The organism is Phytobacter sp. V91, assembly GCF_965644225.1.
Lineage (GTDB): Bacteria > Pseudomonadota > Gammaproteobacteria > Enterobacterales > Enterobacteriaceae > CBFFRJ01.
Genome location: NZ_CBFFRJ010000047.1, coordinates 17655 through 35206 on the forward strand (window position 1 = coordinate 17655; position 17552 = coordinate 35206).

The window sequence follows — 17552 nt, forward strand, 5'->3', positions numbered from 1 at the left end:
TGGCCGGATAACCCCGGCCTGAGGACAAAGACGTGCAGAAGCCAGCATTTCTTATCACTATCGATACAGAGGGCGACAACCTCTGGCAAAAACATGACAGTATCACCACCGAAAATGCGAAATTTCTGCCGCGCTTTCAGGCTGTATGCGAGAAATACGGCTTTAAGCCGGTATATCTGACCAATTATGAAATGGCCGTCGATCCCTTTTTTATCGAGTTTGGCCGCGACGTTATTGCCCGTGGCACGGCGGAAATCGGCATGCATTTACACGCCTGGAACAGCCCGCCGGAGACGCCGCTTACCGATAATGACTGGCGCTACAAGCCCTATCTGATTGAGTATTCCGATGCGCTGATGCGGGAAAAAGTCGACTTTATGACCCAGCTCCTGCAGGAGACTTTCCAGACCAAAATGCGCAGCCATCGCGCCGGGCGCTGGGCGTTTGATGAACGTTATGCCCGTTTGCTGGTCGAATACGGCTATGAAGTGGATTGCTCGGTAACCCCTCGGGTTAACTGGCAGACGGCCAAAGGCGCGCCTCAGGGCTCGGGCGGCACTGATTATCGCCACTTCCCGCAGCAGGCTTACTTCCTTGATGAAAACGACATCAGCAAGGCGGGGCATTCGCCGCTACTGGAAGTGCCAATGAGCATTCAGTACAAACACTCGGCGCTGATGAACAGCGTGAAACAGGGTTATGACAGGCTGCGCGGCAAAGTGCGTTCGCCGTCCGTATACTGGCTGCGGCCAATGGGGGGCAATGTCGATACCATGCAGCACGTCGTCGAACAGACCCTGGCGCAGGGCAACGATTACGTCGAGTATATGCTCCACTCATCAGAATATATGCCCGGCGGCAGCCCGACGTTTAAAACCGAAGCGGATATTGAGCGTCTGTACGACGATCTTGAATCGTTCTTCGCCTGGCTACAGCCACGCGTGCAGGGTATGACGCTGGCGGAATACTATCAGCACAAAAAAGCGCAGTGACAGGCAGAGAAATGGGATCAGAGAAGATGGGCGCCCTCAAGCAGTTTACGCGCAAAAAGAATGCGTTTTTCCGCAGTATTAAATTTGCCTTAATCAACAGGCGCTATCGCCACCGGGGTGAACGTAAGCCCTTTGAGCCGCAGTCGGTGAAGCGTATTTTGTTGCTGCGTCTGGACGACAAGATTGGCGATATGGTGGTGACAACCGGCTGCGCGAAAGCGCTGGCGGATAATGGCTATCAGGTTTCAGTGCTGACCGGCCCGCTCTGCAAGCAAATGTTGTCCGCTGCGGATTATTTGCATGGCGTTCACCTCTACCGGCCGCGCATGTCGCTTAAAGCGTTACAGGAAGCGCAGTTTGATGCGGTGATTGATTTTGACGATGTGAACACCTACGAGCGTTTTAAGCTGCTGTCTGAGCTGAACATTGGTTGCGTGGTCGGCTTTAATAAAGCCCGCTATAAGCTGTTCGATCAGTCGATTTCATTTCTTGATGAAAGCCAGCATATCTCGGTGCGTTATCAGCAGGTGCTGAAACTGTTCGGCATCAAAGAGAGTGAATACCGCTACTTTGTTGCGGGTAACCCGCAGGAAAGGGAAAAAGTTGCCGCGTTGCTGGCAACGGAGCCAATGCCAACGACGTTTGTTGCCATTAATCCTTTTACCGGCTCAGAAGACAAAGATTTCTCCCGTGAGCAGGTGGTGAGTATTATCGAACATCTGCACGCCCAGCCCAGGCCGGTCAAAGCCGTGCTGATTGGCCAAAGTGAGAAAATCAAGCAACTGGCGATTGGCAATGCGCTGTTTCTGCCTGAGAGCACGATTAATTCGGCGGTTGAGATTGTCCGCCTGGTGGATCTTGTTATTACCCCGGATACCTCGATTGTGCACATTGCCCGCGCGCTGGATAAGCCGTTAATTGCGGTCTACAACCAGCGCAAGCTAAAAGATACCGGACTGCCAGGGTATAAGATCTGGGCGCCGAATTATCAGAACGCGAGCCAGATTATCTGCGAGACCGATTTTATTTCAGCAATGCCCGTGGATGATTTACTGCAAAGTATCAACCAGCGGGTAGCGTCGCTTTATCCGCCTGCGGCTTAAGCGGTATTAGCATCAGAGAAGGCCCGGACGCTAAGTTCCGGGCCTTTATCATTTAGCGGGTGTAAAAAATATTCTTTGGCAAACTGTTGCTGATAACAATCGCCAGCGGCAGCCAGAACAAAATCCATGACTCTCTTGGGTTGCTGATGATAAACATCCCCTGCGAGGAGATAAAAATCAGGGCGTAAATAAACAGCGCACTTTCAAATCGCTTATCTTTAAAATGTTTACGGATAGCGAAAACCAGACCGCAAACGATCACGATAATAAACGTGAACAGCCCGACAATACCCCCTTTCAGCAATGTCCCGAGGTAAACACTGTGGGTGGTGGTAATATGCTCGCCGCTATAGTTAAGAAAATCGAGATCAAAGGTAAAGCCGCGCCCCAGCCACCAGTGAGACGAAACCTCCTGGAGCGTGTGCTGCCAGATGCTTAATCTCAGGCCGCTTTGCGTCCCCAGCGCTTCGAAACGGGCAAGCAGCAGATCGCCAACCGGAGTGAAAATGAATAACCCGGCGAAAATAACCGCAATGATGGCGCATATGGAAATGTTGCGGGTCGTCAGCAGCCTTGAGTGCAGGGTAAACAGGAAGGCGATGGCCAGAGAAATCATCGGTCCACGGCTTTGCGTAAGCACCATCATTACCAGCAAAATCACGATCGGGATCCAGTAAAGCGGCTGTTTTTGCTCCTGCATAAGCATGCCGGCGATCAAAATCCCGACGCCGCAGTAACCTGCCAGATCAATCACATTGGTCGGGCCTGGATTGCTGGCAGATAAGGTTCGCAGCTCCATAATTTGCGAAGTGTCGGTCGCCATGGTGTACAGCGAGAGGACGCAGATCCCGGCAACAACGCTAAAGAGGGCGATATGCCGGCTTTTCGTATTCTCAAGCAGGGTGCTCATGATCAGTACGTAAAAGAGCAGATAAGTGCCATGGGTCAGGGTTGAGGTAAAGGTTGTCGGCGAGCCGCTCCACAGATTGCTCATCGCAAAATAAAGCGCAAAAATAATTATCGCCAGAAAGGTTAATCCTTTACCACGAGAATTCTGAAGTAGCAGATTGAGGTTATGGCGATGGCTTAATGACAGGACAAATAAAATAAGCGTCAGATGAAAAAGATTATTGGCGCGGGTTGAAATACAAAAAATTGCGCTAAAAAAAAGAAACAGATAAAAGATAACCGGATAAGCGGTGTTGGCGTGCTTAGCGATTCTTGAAGTAATCATCAAAAAATACCTTAGTAAATACTGCATCAGGCACTGCGCTGTTTAAAGAAAAATTCAGCACGCTGCTCTTATTCTCTTTCATAATCTTTGCTGCATGGGCAAAAGATGGGATCACCAGATTGTCGACTTTATTTTCCAGATACGATGGCAGCTTATTCTCTGCGGTCTCATAGAATCGTGGTTGCTGGAAATTATTCATATCCAGACCGCTTATCAGGATCGTTTCAAAACCCATAAAGCATAAAATCTGTAAAGCCCAGTAGACCACGGTGCCTGCATCAAAAATACCCTCGCGGATATCGGTACTAAAGCCGATGTCCTGGCGATCGGCGCAAAATCGTATCGACTCGCGATGCTGCCAGGTTTGCCATTTCATCTCGTCCGCGACTTTAGGTTGATAAATTTTATAGCAGGCGTCTTCAATCAGCGCTAAACGGCATTTGAGGCGCGTGGCATGGCGATCGAGGATTTTGGCAATGCCGTGCATGGTGGTGAACAGCAAAATACCAGGGTCTGCAATAATGGATTCAACAAGGTCGCTGCGTTTATCAAAAAACTCCATATCCACAATCAGATAGAGCGTAAATGCGACATCCTGCGCCAGCGAGTAAGCGCCATTAACCCCCATCACCGGGAGAGTGCCTGGCAGTTTTTTAAAATCTATCTCTGCGGTAGATGGCCCGGTTGCGGTCAGCATCACCTCGCCCTGCGCGCTGCCTTTAAGGGCACTGAGATCCACCAGTGGAACGGCCGAGCCTTTGTAATTTAAGCCGCAAATCTCGCCGCTGGTGGCACGCGTAATTTTCGTCCATGGCCAGAGGTTTTCATTGTGGCGATAGCTTTTCGGGCGGGTATAACGATAAATTTGTTTAAACAGAGAGCCCATTAAATCCCTGCCTGTGTTTTCAGCTGCGCATAGACGCTGGCGGCGGAGATATCGTCAGTCCGGTTACCCGTTTCAGGCCGCAAACTATGCTGGTTTTTGCCATAGCCGCCAATCAGCCCCGGATCCGTCGGGCCGTACAGGGTGACGTTCGGTCTGTCCAGCGCTGCGGTTAAATGGCTCAGGCCAGTGTCGACGGAGACCACAAACTGCGCGCCCGAAAGCTCCCTGGCGACATTCTCCAGGCTCATTTTGGGCAGGACGGTGACAAAATCATAGCCTTGCGCCAGTCGTTTGGCGCGGGCCTCTTCATGGGGCGCACCCCACGGTAGTTTTATCTGTAAACCGCTTGTCGCAAGCATGCCAATAAGCTCACGCCAGTGATGTTCCGGCCAGTGCTTATCGTCGCGGGTGGTGGCGTGCAAAAAGACGGCATAGGGCGCGTGGCTGTGATCATCAGGAAAATGGCGGGCAATCGCATAGTCGCCCTGGGTTTCCGGTTTTGCATAGCCAAGACTTTTGGCGAACAGTTCCCGGGTGCGTTCCACCGCATGCTGCTGCTTTGCGATGGCGTGGCGGCGGTTGTAGAACAGGCTTGCCAGCGGCTCACGCGCGCTTTGCCAGTCCATTCCGTGCTTAATGCCATGGGCAAGACGGGTCACCAGCGCCGCGCTTTTGACCAGCCCCTGGGCATCAATGATGGCGTCATACTGCTGGGCCTGAACGGCGCGACGAAAGGCGAGGCGTTCCGCTTTCACCGGGGCGGAGAACCAGGCTTTGCGCCAGCGGCGAATGGCCACCGGGATCACCCGATCTACGGCGGCATGCCATGACGGAATTTGTGCGAAACCCTCTTCCACCACCCAGTCAAAGCGTATGCCAGGAAAGGCGTGCACCGCATCGGTGAGCGCCGGGAGGGTATGCAGTACATCCCCCATGGAAGAGGTTTTAACGACCAGCACCCGCATTCGTTATCCTTCTTCTTGTAACAGCAGACTGTTCAGTTCGTTCAGTACCCGCTCTGGCGTAATGTCGATCAGGCTCTGGTGATAGCCTTCGGCCCCGTCGCCTTTACGCACTTTGTGGTAGCCGGTGATCAGGCGAATAACCCGCGCTTTATGCGACAGCGGCGGCGTAAAGTCCGGACTGCTCGGGCCATACAGCGCGACCAGCGGGCGGTTGAGCGCGGCAGCGACGTGCATCAGTCCGGAGTCATTACTGACCACGGCTTTGCAGGAGGCGAGCAAAATAACGGCCTGCTCCAGTTGGGTTTCTCCCGCCAGATTACGGCACCATGCCTGCTGCTCAACGCTCAGGGAAGCGAGGATTTGATTACCCGCTTCGTGGTCTTTTGCCGAGCCAAACAGCACCACCTGGAAGCCTTCGTCGATAAGCTGTTTAGCCAGTTCGCCATAATGGTAGTGCGGCCAGCGCTTGGCCGGGCCAAATTCGGCGCCAGGGCAAAAACCAATTAACGGGCGTTCAGCGGAGAGCGAGAACGCCGCACAGGTCTGGGTTTTTTCGCTCTCGCTGACCTGAAGCTGCGGCCATAACAGCGGCTGAGGTAAATCTTTGGCCGAGGTCATCGTGCCTTTATCGTAGGCCAGCGCCACATAGCGCTCGACCATCAGCGGCCAGGCCTGTTTATCCAGCGGACGTATGTCGTTAAGTAAGCCATAGCGCATTTCGCCGCGCCAGCCGGTGCGATGGGGCACCCTGGCAAAGAACGGCACCAGCGCTGATTTAAAGGAGTTTGGCAGGACATACGAACGGTCGTAGCCTTTGTCCCGCAGGCTGTGGCCCAGCCTGCGACGCTCGCCGATCTCCAGCGCCCCATGGCCGAGCGGCATCGGGATGGCTTCATTCACTTCTGGCATCCGCGACAATAACAGACGGCACCACGCGGGCGCCATCACATCAATTGAAGCCTCGGGAAAGCGCGCCTTGAGCGTGCGATAGAGACTTTGCGACATCATCATGTCGCCTACCCATGACGGGCCAACCACAAGGATCTTCATACTTACGCGTCGCGGTTCAGCCAGGCCATATATTCGCTCACGCCTTCGGCCACGGTTTTAAACGGCTTGTCATAACCGGCTGCGCGCAGGTTGGTTAAATCGGCCTGAGTGAACGCCTGGTAGCGGCCTTTCAGTTTATCCGGGAAGGGAATGTATTCGATGCTGCCTTTCTGGTGGTATGCCAGCGCGGCATCCGCCACCGCCTGGAAGGATTCCGCCCGGCCAGTGCCGAGGTTGAAGATCCCGGATACGCCGTTTTCCCAGAACCACAGATTGACGGCGGCCACATCGCCTACATATACGAAGTCGCGTTTGAAGCTGTCGCTGCCTTCGAACAGTTTCGGACTTTCGCCATTATTCAACTGGGTATTGAGGTGGAAAGCCACGCTCGCCATGCTGCCTTTGTGTCCTTCACGCGGGCCATAGACGTTAAAGTAACGGAAGCCAACAATCGGCGAGTTCGCTTCAGGCATAATCTGGCGCACGTACTCGTCGAACAGGAACTTGGAGTAACCGTAGACGTTAAGCGGTTTTTCGTATTCGCGTGATTCGATAAAGTCGCTGCTGCGCCCGCCGTAGGTGGCCGCAGAAGACGCGTACAGGAAGGGTATTTCACGTTCCAGGCAGAAGTGCAGCAGCTCTTTGGAGTACTGATAGTTGTTATCCATCATATACTTGCCATCCCACTCGGTGGTGGATGAGCAGGCGCCTTCATGGAACACGGCTTCAATATCGTCGAACTCTTCGCCTGCCATAATCTGGATAAGAAAGTCTTCTTTATCCATATAGTCGGCAATATTCAGGTCGACCAGGTTTACAAACTTGGTGCCGTCTTTCAGGTTGTCCACCACCAGAATGTCAGTGATGCCTTTATCATTCAGGGCCTTAACAATATTGCTGCCGATAAAGCCTGCGCCGCCGGTAACGATGATCATAGCTGTAACCTTTGAATTGTGGAGCACTGAGACTATCTCAGGCACTAATGGTTCTTATCATACCATTTCATTGCGCACCCTACAGCCATTGACCGACAGGCCATCTCGCTACACGTGATTTACCCGTCATACTTCACGTTGCCTGTGCGTTGGCTTTCCTCGCTCATCCCAGTCACTTACTCCAGTAAGCTCCTGGGATTCGCTGCGTTGCCGCCTTCATGCAACTCGAATTATTTTGGGTATATATGCTACAAAATGTTCATCAGATGCTGCGTCATCTCGTATCAGCGTATAGCTTTGGGTAATATGTGCCGAAATTTGTCCAGTCTGGAGAATTGCGATGCGTGGGGATTTTTACAAGCAGTTAACGAGCGACCTTGCAACCGCACGTGCGGAAGGGTTGTTTAAAGAAGAACGCATTATCACCTCAGCCCAACAGGCTGATATCACCGTGGCGAACGCAGGCCATGTCATTAACTTCTGTGCCAACAACTACCTTGGGCTTGCCAATCACCCCGAGCTGATTGCGGCAGCGAAATCAGGTATGGACAGCCACGGTTTCGGCATGGCCTCGGTACGCTTTATTTGCGGAACCCAGGACAGCCACAAGGTGCTGGAGAAAAAGCTCGCCGATTTCCTCGGTATGGAAGATGCGATCCTTTACTCCTCCTGCTTTGATGCCAACGGCGGGCTGTTTGAAACCCTGCTGGGGGCCGAAGATGCCATTATCTCCGACGCCCTCAACCATGCTTCGATCATCGACGGTGTGCGTCTGTGTAAAGCGAAGCGTTTGCGCTACGCCAATAACGATATGCAGGAGCTGGAAGCGCGTCTACAGGAAGCCCGTGCCGCCGGAGCCCGTCATGTATTGATCGCCACCGATGGCGTTTTCTCGATGGACGGCGTAATCGCCAACCTGAAAGGGGTGTGCGATCTGGCGGATAAATATGATGCGCTGGTGATGGTTGATGATTCCCACGCCGTGGGGTTTGTTGGCGAAAACGGTCGTGGCTCCCATGAATACTGCGACGTGATAGGCCGGGTGGACATCATTACCGGTACGCTGGGCAAGGCGCTGGGCGGCGCATCCGGCGGCTACACCGCAGCACGCAAAGAGGTGGTGGAGTGGCTGCGTCAGCGTTCGCGCCCGTACCTGTTCTCCAACTCGCTGGCACCGGCGATTGTGGCCGCGTCCATCAAAGTGCTGGAGATGGTGGAATCCGGCGCTGAGTTGCGTGACCGCTTATGGTCAAATGCCCGTCTGTTCCGCGACAAAATGAGCGCTGCCGGTTTTACTCTGGCCGGTGCCGATCACGCCATTATTCCGGTAATGCTGGGCGATGCGGTCGTGGCGCAGAACTTTGCCCGCGAGCTGCAAAAAGAGGGCATTTACGTGACCGGTTTCTTCTTCCCGGTGGTGCCAAAAGGTCAGGCGCGTATTCGTACCCAAATGTCAGCGGCCCATACGCCTGAGCAAATTGAACGTGCGGTCGCAGCGTTTACCCGCATCGGTAAGCAACTGGGCGTGATTGCCTGAGGACGTAAGATGAAAGCGTTATCCAAACTGAAAGCGGAAGAAGGCATCTGGATGAACGAGGTTCCGGAGCCGGAGCTCGGGCATAACGACCTGCTGATTAAAATTCGCAAAACCGCTATTTGCGGCACCGATGTGCATATCTACAACTGGGATGAGTGGTCGCAAAAAACTATCCCGGTACCTATGGTGGTCGGGCATGAATACGTCGGCGAAGTGGTTGGTATCGGCCAGGAAGTCAGGGGTTTTAAACTCGGCGACCGCGTTTCCGGTGAAGGGCATATTACCTGCGGTCACTGCCGTAACTGTCGTGCCGGTCGCACGCATCTGTGCCGCAATACCGTCGGTGTTGGCGTCAACCGTCCGGGCTGTTTTGCCGAATATCTGGTGATCCCGGCCTTTAACGCCTTTAAAATTCCCGACAATATTTCCGATGATTTAGCCTCCATTTTCGACCCGTTCGGCAATGCGGTACACACCGCGCTCTCCTTCGACCTGGTGGGTGAAGATGTGCTGGTTTCCGGCGCTGGCCCGATAGGTATTATGGCGGCCGCAGTGGCGAAACACGTGGGCGCCCGCCATGTAGTGATCACCGACGTCAACGAATACCGCCTGGATCTGGCGCGTAAAATGGGCGTCACCCGCGCGGTCAACGTGGCGAAAGAGAGCCTGACGGATGTGATGGCAGAGCTGGGAATGACCGAAGGCTTTGATGTCGGTCTGGAGATGTCAGGCGCGCCGCCTGCGTTTCGTACCATGCTGGATACCATGAACCACGGCGGACGTATTGCGCTGCTGGGTATTCCGCCGTCAGAAATGGCGATCGACTGGAATAAAGTGATCTTCAAGGGTCTCTTTATTAAAGGGATCTATGGTCGCGAGATGTTTGAAACCTGGTACAAAATGGCTGCATTAATTCAGTCCGGGCTGGATCTGTCGCCGATAATTACCCACCGTTTCGGCATTGATGATTTCCAGCAAGGTTTTGATGCCATGCGTTCCGGGAAATCAGGGAAAGTGATCCTGAGCTGGGATTAACCACCCGAAGGCGCCTGCGGGCGCCTTTCAGCTCCGGGGTTTTCCCCAGCCCTGCCATTGATTCATCATGTACTTCATCAATGTGCTTTCACTGACGCTCTCTTTCACTACCGCAAAGAAATGGCTCGCGTAGACCGGCTCTGGCGCGTGTTTCGCCATGCACACTTTCACCCCACGGAAGGGATTGCGGGGAGCTGTCGGATTACGCGGCAGCGTCTGATTCGGCGTTGAGGTATCAACCTGCGGTTCGTTGAGCAGGCTTCCTGCCCGCACCAAGGTGATATCGGACGGCAGGTTATACATCATCTGCTGAAGTACCCGCACCGTGGCGGGATGGGGATGACCGATGGCGATGGCGGAACCATTACGCCGTGCAAGCTCAACCGCCCGGTTGAACTGGGCGCGAATGTCGCTTTCGTTTTGCGTATCGTCCAGAAACACTCTGCGCTTGATGACTTTAACCCCTGTCCCGCTGGCCGCGCGCATCGCCTGGCTGTTGCCGATGGTCATGCTGTCGAGGAAATAGAGATCGTAACGTGACAGCGCCTGCATCACTTTTTGCATCCCGAACAGGCTGGAGGTCATCGCGCTGCCCATATGGTTGTTCAGCCCAGTGGCGTAGGGCACTTTACTGACCGCATCGCTGATGATGCGCTCAATTTCAGCGCTGCTCATCTCCGGGCGCAGGGTGTCTTTTTCCAGCGGCTGCTTGCTCAGGGGGGCCATCGGCAGGTGGATCAGCACTTCGTGCCCGGCATTGTGGGCTTTGGTCGCCATTTCGCGCGCGTGGGGTGCATTGGGCAGCACGGCGACAGAGAGGGCAGCAGGCATTGCCAGAACCTGATTTTCAGTCTGCGGGCGGTAGCCAAAATCATCGATAACGATAGCCAGTTTCCCGGCAAACACCGGAACGGAACAGGCCAGCAGGCTGGCGGCGACAACAAACAAACGACGAAATTGAAGCAAAACTTATCTTCCCAACCACGGCTGTGGATTGACCGCCTGACCCTGGCGGCGAATTTCGAAATAGAGTGAAGGCCGACCCTGACCGCCACTGCTCCCGACAAGCGCTATCGGTTGACCGGCGCGAACCTGGGTGCCTACGCTTACCAGCGCACTCTGGTTATAGCCATACAGGCTCATATCGCCCTTACCGTGTTCAAGTACGACCACAAGGCCATAGCCCTGGAGCCAGTCGGCAAGGATCACGCGTCCGTCGGCCACGGCTTTCACTTCGCTGCCTTCGGATGCGCCGATAACAATCCCTTTCCAACGTAGCTCACCTTGCAGCTGTTCGCCATAACGATGGAGAAGAGGGCCACGAACCGGCCAGAAAGCCTGCCCGGAAGGCGAGCCAAGTCCACCGGTACGGGACATCAGTGAACGTTCATTTTCCGTTGGCTTATAGGTTGAGCCTTTGCGGGAGGCGTCCTGCTGTTTGTCGCGCACCGCCTGGGCTTCACGAGCCTCGCGATCGGCACGAGCCTTGGCGGCGGCTTCAGCGCGTGCCAGGCGATCGCGCAGACGAGATTCGTTAGCGCGCAGCTCACCGAGCTGCTGCTGGCCCGCCTGGATGGAGGATTCAAGGCCGGAGAGGGTTTTTTTGCGCTCGTTGCGCGCCTGCTCAAGCTTCGCCTGCTGGGCTTTCTGCTCATACAGCAAGGTTTGCTGCTGGCTTTGTTTCTCTTCCAGCTCGGCCCTTTGCGTGGCGACCTCTTCACGGGTCTGCTTCAGTTGCCCGATGGTCTCCTGACGCGACTGGTTGAGGTAGCCAAAATAGGCTTGCAGGCGTTGTCCGCGCTGGCTCTCTTCACCGCTAAGAATCAACTGAATGCCGGTATGTTCGCCCTGGCGAAACGCTGCATCAAGCTGGGCGGCGAGGTTACGCTCCTGCGCGGCTTTTTGCTTCTCCAGCTTTGCAATGGATGCGTTCATCGCATCAATTTGTTTATTGAGCTGGGCGAGAGAATTTTGGGTGTCGCGAAGCTGACGGGCAGCGGCAGAAATAGCGACTTCCTGCTGCTTAAGCTGGGCGAGCAGCGCAGAGCGTTGCTGCTGTTGCTGGCGCACGTCGCGCTCTTTGGCGGCAATGTCCGCCTGAATGGATTTTAACTGATCGCGGTCATCCGCGCGGGCAGAAAAGGCACACAACAATACGCCAGCGCTGATTGCGCTGGCGTAAATCAGAGGCCGGACTGCGCCCCATGTGACTGTAAAAATCGCCTTTCCCCTCATGGGGAGCGATTATTCCACGATGAACAGCGGCTTACCAGTCATCTCTTGCGGGATTTCCATGCCCATCAGGCTCAGCATGGTCGGGGCGATATCGGAAAGTTTGCCCCCTGCAACGGCTTTCAGCGCTTTGTCGCCAACGTAAATCAGCGGCACCGGCAGGTTGGTGTGCGCGGTATGCGCCTGGCCGGTCGCCGGGTCACGCATCTGCTCTGCGTTACCGTGGTCGGCGGTGATCAGCAACTGACCGCCAATAGATTCAACGGCTTTCGCTACCTGCTCAACGCAGTTGTCCAGCGCTTCAACGGCCTGAATTGCCGCTTCCATCACCCCGGTGTGGCCAACCATATCGCCGTTCGGGTAGTTACAGATGATGATGTCGTATTTATTGCCGGTGATCGCGCCAACCAGTTTTTCGGTCAGTTCAGCGGAGCTCATCTCAGGCTGCAGATCGTAAGTCGCCACTTTCGGCGAGTTGATCAGGATGCGATCTTCACCCGGGAACGGCTCTTCCACACCGCCATTAAAGAAGAAGGTGACGTGGGCATATTTTTCCGTTTCGGAAATACGCAGCTGGGTTTTGTCGTTCTTCGCCATCCACTCACCCAGGGTATTGGCCAGCGACGCTGGTGGGTAAGCCACGGTGGTTTTGATGTCTGCTGCGTATTCGGTCAGCATCACGAAATCGAGGTTAACCACTTTTTTACGCGCAAAGCCGTCAAAGTCAGCGTTGACGAAAGCACGGGTAATTTCGCGCGCACGGTCAGCACGGAAGTTCATGAAAATCAGCGCATCGCCATCTTCCATTGCCGCATCCGCCTGGCCTTCAGCACGGATCACCGTGGCTTTGACGAACTCATCGTTTTCATCACGGGCATAAGCGTCCTGCAACGCGGTGACGGCGCTGGCGGCAGTGAATTCGCCTTTCGCCAGCGTCATCAGGTCGTAAGCCTGTTCTACGCGATCCCAGCGGTTGTCGCGGTCCATTGCAAAGTAACGACCGATAATAGAGGCCACGCGGCCTTTACCGAGTACCGCAAACTTGTCTTCAAAGCGTTTCAGCGAAGATTCTGCGCTACGCGGCGGGGTGTCGCGGCCATCGAGGAACGCGTGCAGATAGATTTTCTCTGCTCCGCGCGCTGCGGCCAGTTCCACCATCGCCAGAATATGGTCTTCGTGGCTGTGCACGCCGCCGGCGGAGAGCAAGCCCATGATATGCACCGCTTTGCCTGCGGCAACGGCTTTATCCACAGCGCCGGTCAGGGCCGGATTGCTGAAGAAAGTACGTTCTTTAATTTCAACGTCCAGGCGGGTCAGATCCTGATACACGATACGGCCTGCGCCGAGGTTAACGTGACCCACTTCAGAGTTACCCATCTGGCGGTCCGGCAGACCCACTTCCAGACCGGAAGCATCAATCAGAGTGTGCGGGCGTTGTGCCCACAGCGCGTCCATTACTGGCGTTTTTGCGCTGTAAATTGCGTTATCCTGCTGGTCTTCACGGTAGCCGTAGCCATCCAGAATCACCAGTACCATAGGTTTTTTAGTAACCGACATTGCGACAACCTCATGCTCAAAGACAAAAAAATTTGCGTAATTTTACTACAGCTGAATCGATAAAATAGCCGCAGAAGATCAAAGAAAACGGTAGCGTGCGGTAATGATCGCGCCGTCCCGACGATTTTTTTCGGTAACAGTCCGCATAAAATGCATTCCATTACGCTCGCTGGCTGTATTTGCTACAGCGCACAGGTATACTCCTTCCCTGGTTTTTAATCACTGATTCGGGAGTTGTTACCCCTCATGCAAGAAATTATGCAGTTTGTTAGTCGCCACCCCGTACTTTGTCTCGGCTGGGTTGCGTTATTCGGCGCGGTGCTGTTCACCTCGTTTAAAGGCTTTGCATCGAAAGTGAAAGTGATCTCCCGCGGTGAAGCCACCCGTCTGATTAACAAAGAAGATGCCGTTATTGTGGACCTGCGCCAGCGCGATGATTTCCGTAAAGGGCATATTGCCGGTTCAGTGAATTTGCTGCCAGCCGACATCAAAGCCAATAATGTAGGTGAGCTTGAGAAACAAAAAAGCAGCCCGGTTATCGTTGTTGACGGCTCCGGCATGCAGGCTCAGGAACCCGCAAACGCATTGATCAAAGCCGGTTTCGAGCAGGTATTTGTACTCAAAGAAGGCATTGCCGGCTGGAGCGGTGAAAACCTCCCGCTGGTACGCGGTAAGTAATATTCAGAGGAACAGTCATGGCCAATATTGAGATCTACACCAAAGCAACTTGCCCGTTCTGCCACCGCGCAAAAGCGCTGCTGGGCAGCAAAGGCGTCTCGTTCGAAGAATTGCCAATCGACGGTGACGCGGTGAAGCGCGAAGAGATGATTCAACGTAGCGGCCGCACGACGGTACCCCAGATTTTCATCGATGCGCAGCACATCGGTGGCTGTGATGATTTGTATGCGCTGGACGCGCGTGGTGGGCTTGATCCCCTCTTGCGTTAATGCATACGCCAAAAGCGCAGGTTGCGTCGGGTTTTACCCGATGACGGCCTGAAAAAAAGCGTATTTAAGGACAACACTCAAGGGCTTTAGACATGTCAGAACAAAACAACGCAGAAATGACTTTCCAGATCCAACGCATCTACACTAAAGATATCTCTTTTGAAGCACCAAATGCTCCGCATGTGTTTCAGAAAGACTGGCAGCCGGAAGTAAAACTGGATCTGGACACTGCGTCCACCCAGTTGGCTGAAGGTGTCTACGAAGTGGTACTGCGCGTTACCGTTACCGCAGCGTTGGGCGAAGAAAACGCATTCCTGTGCGAAGTACAGCAAGGCGGCATCTTCTCCATCGAAGGGATTGAAGGTAATCAAATGGCTCATTGCCTGGGTGCGTACTGCCCGAACATTCTGTTCCCGTACGCGCGCGAGTGCATCACCAGCCTGGTTTCTCGCGGTACTTTCCCGCAACTGAACCTTGCGCCAGTTAACTTTGATGCGTTGTTCATGAACTATCTGCAACAGCAGGCTGGCGAAGGTGCTGAACAACATCAGGATGCCTGATGAACGCACGCAATGCTGAAATGACTGTGATCGGTGCCGGCTCGTACGGCACCGCTCTTGCCATCACACTGGCAAGAAATGGCCACCAGGTTGTGCTCTGGGGCCATGATCCTAAACATATCGCGACCTTACAGCACGATCGTTGTAATGCCGCGTTCCTGCCCGATGTGCCTTTCCCCGATTCGCTCGAGTTAGAAAGCGACCTTGCTTCTGCTCTGGCGGCGAGCCGTAATATTCTGGTGGTGGTGCCGAGTCATGTCTTTGGCGATGTGCTGCAACAGTTAAAACCGCTGATGCGCAGCGATGCGCGGATCGTCTGGGCGACAAAAGGTCTGGAAGCCGAAACCGGACGCCTGTTGCAGGATGTGGCCCGCGAAGTGCTGGGGGCTGATATTCCGCTGGCGGTGATTTCCGGGCCGACTTTTGCCAAAGAGCTGGCCGCAGGCTTGCCAACGGCGATTTCACTGGCCTCAACCGATCCGCAATTTGCTGATGATCTCCAGCAGTTGCTGCACTGTGGCAAAAGCTTCCGTGTTTACAGCAACCCCGATTTTATCGGCGTGCAGCTTGGCGGTGCGGTGAAAAACGTGATTGCCATTGGTGCCGGGATGTCTGACGGCATTGGCTTTGGCGCTAATGCCCGTACGGCGTTGATCACCCGTGGGCTGACGGAAATGTCTCGCCTTGGGGCGGCGCTCGGTGCCGATCCTGCCACCTTTATGGGCATGGCCGGATTAGGCGACCTGGTGCTGACCTGTACCGACAACCAATCGCGCAACCGCCGTTTTGGCATGGCGCTGGGTAAGGGAGCGGATGTGCAAACCGCCCAGGACCAGATTGGCCAGGTGGTTGAAGGTTACCGCAATACCAAAGAAGTTCGCGCTCTGGCGCAGCGGTTTGGCGTTGAAATGCCCATAACCGAGGAAATTTATCAGGTATTGTATTGCGGAAAAAATGCGCGCGAGGCAGCATTGACCCTATTAGGTCGTGCGCGCAAGGATGAGCGTAGTAATTTTTAGCCGCAGATAACGCTGTTATCCCACGATACGGCCAGCAGAGACTGGCCGGTCGTCTTATTACGTCTGGAGTAAGCAATGCCGTGTGAAGAACTGGATCTGGTCTGGAATAATATTAAAGCCGAAGCCCGGGCGTTGGCGGACTGTGAGCCTATGCTGGCCAGTTTTTACCACGCAACCTTACTCAAGCATGAAAACCTGGGCAGCGCGCTCAGCTATATGCTGGCCAACAAGCTGGCGTCATCGATCATGCCCGCTATCGCCATTCGTGAAGTTGTGGAAGAGGCCTATGCGGCCGATCCTGAAATGATTGCTTCCGCAGCCTGCGATATTCAGGCGGTGCGAACCCGCGATCCGGCGGTGGATAAATACTCCACGCCGCTGCTGTATCTGAAGGGCTTCCACGCGCTCCAGTCTTACCGCATTGGTCACTGGCTGTGGAAAGAGGGCCGCCGTGCGCTGGCCATTTTCCTGCAAAACCAGGTGTCGGTGACTTTCCAGGTCGATATTCACCCGGCGGCAACCATTGGCCGCGGCATTATGCTCGACCATGCGACCGGTATTGTGGTGGGCGAAACGGCAGTCATCGAAGATGATGTTTCCATTCTTCAGTCGGTGACGCTCGGCGGTACCGGCAAAACCAGCGGCGACCGTCATCCAAAGATCCGCGAAGGGGTGATGATTGGCGCAGGGGCAAAAATTCTCGGCAATATCGAGGTAGGACGCGGCGCAAAAATCGGCGCCGGTTCAGTGGTACTGCAACCCGTCCCGCCGCACACCACCGTTGCTGGCGTACCGGCGCGTATTGTCGGCAAGCCGGAGTCGGACAAACCTTCAATGGATATGGATCAGCACTTCAACGGTCACAATACCTTTGAATACGGCGATGGCATCTAGCTTCTGAGAACGGCGCCAGGGTATCCCAGCTGGCGCCAGGCTTCATACACCACCACCGACACCGCATTTGACAGGTTCATGCTGCGGCTGTCCGGCATCATCGGAATACGAATTTTTTGCTCTGGCGGCAGCGCATCCAGAATGGACGCAGGCAGACCGCGGGTTTCCGGGCCAAACATCAGATAATCACCGTCCTGATACTGCACCGCACTGTGTGCAGGCGTTCCTTTTGTGGTGAGCGCAAACATGCGCGCAGGCTGTTGTGCTTCAATGAAAGCCGCGTAGTCATGGTGGCGTTTCACCGCGGTGAACTCATGATAATCCAGTCCCGCCCGGCGCAGGCGCTTATCATCCCAGGTAAAGCCCATAGGTTCGATGATATGCAGGCAAAAACCGGTGTTAGCGCATAAGCGGATAATATTGCCGGTATTGGGTGGAATCTCTGGTTCAAATAAAACGATATTTAACATGCTGCCCCCTTGATAGCGGGGGGAGCATAGCAGAAATTTCTTTGACCCTCACCCCGACCCTTATGTCTTGACCTTCCCCGCTCAGGCGGGGAAGATCCCCGACTGATCATCGGGGGGGTTGTCGGTGAGCATCACC

18 protein-coding genes are annotated in these 17552 nt (G+C 54.6%); 9 read left to right on the forward strand and 9 right to left on the reverse strand.

Features of this window, described 5'->3' with window-relative positions; all coding sequences use genetic code 11:
- Positions 1-32: 32 nt before the first annotated feature.
- Positions 33-992: a polysaccharide deacetylase family protein gene (locus tag ACSZO4_RS11770; protein ID WP_437889120.1), complete on the forward strand. Its 960-nt coding sequence runs from the start codon at positions 33-35 to the stop codon at positions 990-992.
- A gap of 26 nt (positions 993-1018) precedes the next feature.
- Positions 1019-2095, forward strand: a complete 1077-nt coding sequence (locus ACSZO4_RS11775; protein WP_437889143.1) for a glycosyltransferase family 9 protein — start codon at positions 1019-1021, stop codon at positions 2093-2095.
- A gap of 52 nt (positions 2096-2147) precedes the next feature.
- On the opposite strand, the gene ACSZO4_RS11780 is transcribed toward ACSZO4_RS11775, so the two are convergent.
- From ACSZO4_RS11780 to rfaD, 5 genes are read right to left on the reverse strand one after another with little or no spacing between them, the layout of a single operon-like run.
- On the reverse strand, positions 2148-3329 hold the full coding sequence (locus ACSZO4_RS11780) for an O-antigen ligase family protein (RefSeq protein WP_437889121.1): 1182 nt from the start codon (positions 3327-3329) through the stop codon (positions 2148-2150).
- Positions 3307-4215: a sugar glycosyltransferase gene (locus tag ACSZO4_RS11785; RefSeq protein WP_437889122.1), complete on the reverse strand. Its 909-nt coding sequence runs from the start codon at positions 4213-4215 to the stop codon at positions 3307-3309. Before ACSZO4_RS11785 ends, ACSZO4_RS11780 begins: the two co-directional genes overlap by 23 nt.
- Entirely contained in the window at positions 4215-5180 is a 966-nt protein-coding gene (gene rfaC, locus ACSZO4_RS11790) for a lipopolysaccharide heptosyltransferase RfaC (protein WP_437889124.1), read from the reverse strand. Before rfaC ends, ACSZO4_RS11785 begins: the two co-directional genes overlap by 1 nt.
- Before the next feature lie 3 nt (positions 5181-5183).
- The gene (gene rfaF, locus ACSZO4_RS11795; protein ID WP_437889125.1) at positions 5184-6230 is read right to left on the reverse strand and encodes an ADP-heptose--LPS heptosyltransferase RfaF; all 1047 of its coding nucleotides are present in this window, start codon (positions 6228-6230) and stop codon (positions 5184-5186) included.
- Between the two features lie 2 nt (positions 6231-6232).
- Positions 6233-7165, reverse strand: a complete 933-nt coding sequence (gene rfaD / locus ACSZO4_RS11800; protein ID WP_437889126.1) for an ADP-glyceromanno-heptose 6-epimerase — start codon at positions 7163-7165, stop codon at positions 6233-6235.
- 340 nt (positions 7166-7505) lie between these two features.
- On the opposite strand from rfaD, the gene kbl reads away from it, so the two are divergent.
- Together kbl and tdh are read left to right on the forward strand one after the other, a co-directional pair.
- A complete protein-coding gene (gene kbl, locus ACSZO4_RS11805) occupies positions 7506-8702 on the forward strand; it encodes a glycine C-acetyltransferase (protein WP_437889127.1) in 1197 nt (398 codons plus the stop codon).
- A gap of 9 nt (positions 8703-8711) precedes the next feature.
- Complete coding sequence (gene tdh, locus ACSZO4_RS11810; RefSeq protein ID WP_437889128.1) at positions 8712-9737, forward strand: L-threonine 3-dehydrogenase; 1026 nt, start codon at positions 8712-8714, stop codon at positions 9735-9737.
- A 27-nt stretch (positions 9738-9764) separates the two neighbouring features.
- Here tdh and ACSZO4_RS11815 read toward each other — a convergent pair whose 3' ends face one another.
- From ACSZO4_RS11815 to gpmM, 3 genes are read right to left on the reverse strand one after another with little or no spacing between them, the layout of a single operon-like run.
- Positions 9765-10703, reverse strand: a complete 939-nt coding sequence (locus ACSZO4_RS11815; RefSeq protein ID WP_437889129.1) for a divergent polysaccharide deacetylase family protein — start codon at positions 10701-10703, stop codon at positions 9765-9767.
- A 3-nt stretch (positions 10704-10706) separates the two neighbouring features.
- Positions 10707-11972 (reverse strand): murein hydrolase activator EnvC, encoded by a 1266-nt coding sequence (envC, locus tag ACSZO4_RS11820; RefSeq protein ID WP_437889131.1) that lies wholly within the window; start codon positions 11970-11972, stop codon positions 10707-10709.
- A gap of 9 nt (positions 11973-11981) precedes the next feature.
- Complete coding sequence (gene gpmM, locus ACSZO4_RS11825) at positions 11982-13526, reverse strand: 2,3-bisphosphoglycerate-independent phosphoglycerate mutase (RefSeq protein ID WP_437889132.1); 1545 nt, start codon at positions 13524-13526, stop codon at positions 11982-11984.
- A 246-nt stretch (positions 13527-13772) separates the two neighbouring features.
- Here gpmM and ACSZO4_RS11830 point away from each other — a divergent pair, with 246 nt between their 5' ends.
- The 5 genes from ACSZO4_RS11830 (at position 13773) to cysE (ending at position 16946) form a co-directional block, all read left to right on the forward strand.
- On the forward strand, positions 13773-14204 hold the full coding sequence (locus ACSZO4_RS11830; RefSeq protein WP_437889134.1) for a rhodanese-like domain-containing protein: 432 nt from the start codon (positions 13773-13775) through the stop codon (positions 14202-14204).
- Positions 14205-14221: 17 nt separating this feature from the next.
- A complete protein-coding gene (gene grxC / locus ACSZO4_RS11835) occupies positions 14222-14473 on the forward strand; it encodes a glutaredoxin 3 (protein WP_437889135.1) in 252 nt (83 codons plus the stop codon).
- A 92-nt stretch (positions 14474-14565) separates the two neighbouring features.
- Complete coding sequence (secB, locus tag ACSZO4_RS11840; RefSeq protein ID WP_437889137.1) at positions 14566-15033, forward strand: protein-export chaperone SecB; 468 nt, start codon at positions 14566-14568, stop codon at positions 15031-15033.
- A complete protein-coding gene (gpsA, locus tag ACSZO4_RS11845) occupies positions 15033-16052 on the forward strand; it encodes an NAD(P)H-dependent glycerol-3-phosphate dehydrogenase (protein ID WP_437889138.1) in 1020 nt (339 codons plus the stop codon). The genes secB and gpsA overlap by 1 nt, the downstream gene beginning before the upstream one ends.
- A 75-nt stretch (positions 16053-16127) precedes the next feature.
- Positions 16128-16946: a serine O-acetyltransferase gene (gene cysE, locus ACSZO4_RS11850; RefSeq protein WP_437889139.1), complete on the forward strand. Its 819-nt coding sequence runs from the start codon at positions 16128-16130 to the stop codon at positions 16944-16946.
- Here the strand turns inward: cysE and trmL are convergent.
- Positions 16943-17416, reverse strand: a complete 474-nt coding sequence (gene trmL, locus ACSZO4_RS11855) for a tRNA (uridine(34)/cytosine(34)/5-carboxymethylaminomethyluridine(34)-2'-O)-methyltransferase TrmL (protein ID WP_437889141.1) — start codon at positions 17414-17416, stop codon at positions 16943-16945. The genes cysE and trmL overlap by 4 nt on opposite strands.
- Positions 17417-17552 lie beyond the last annotated feature (136 nt).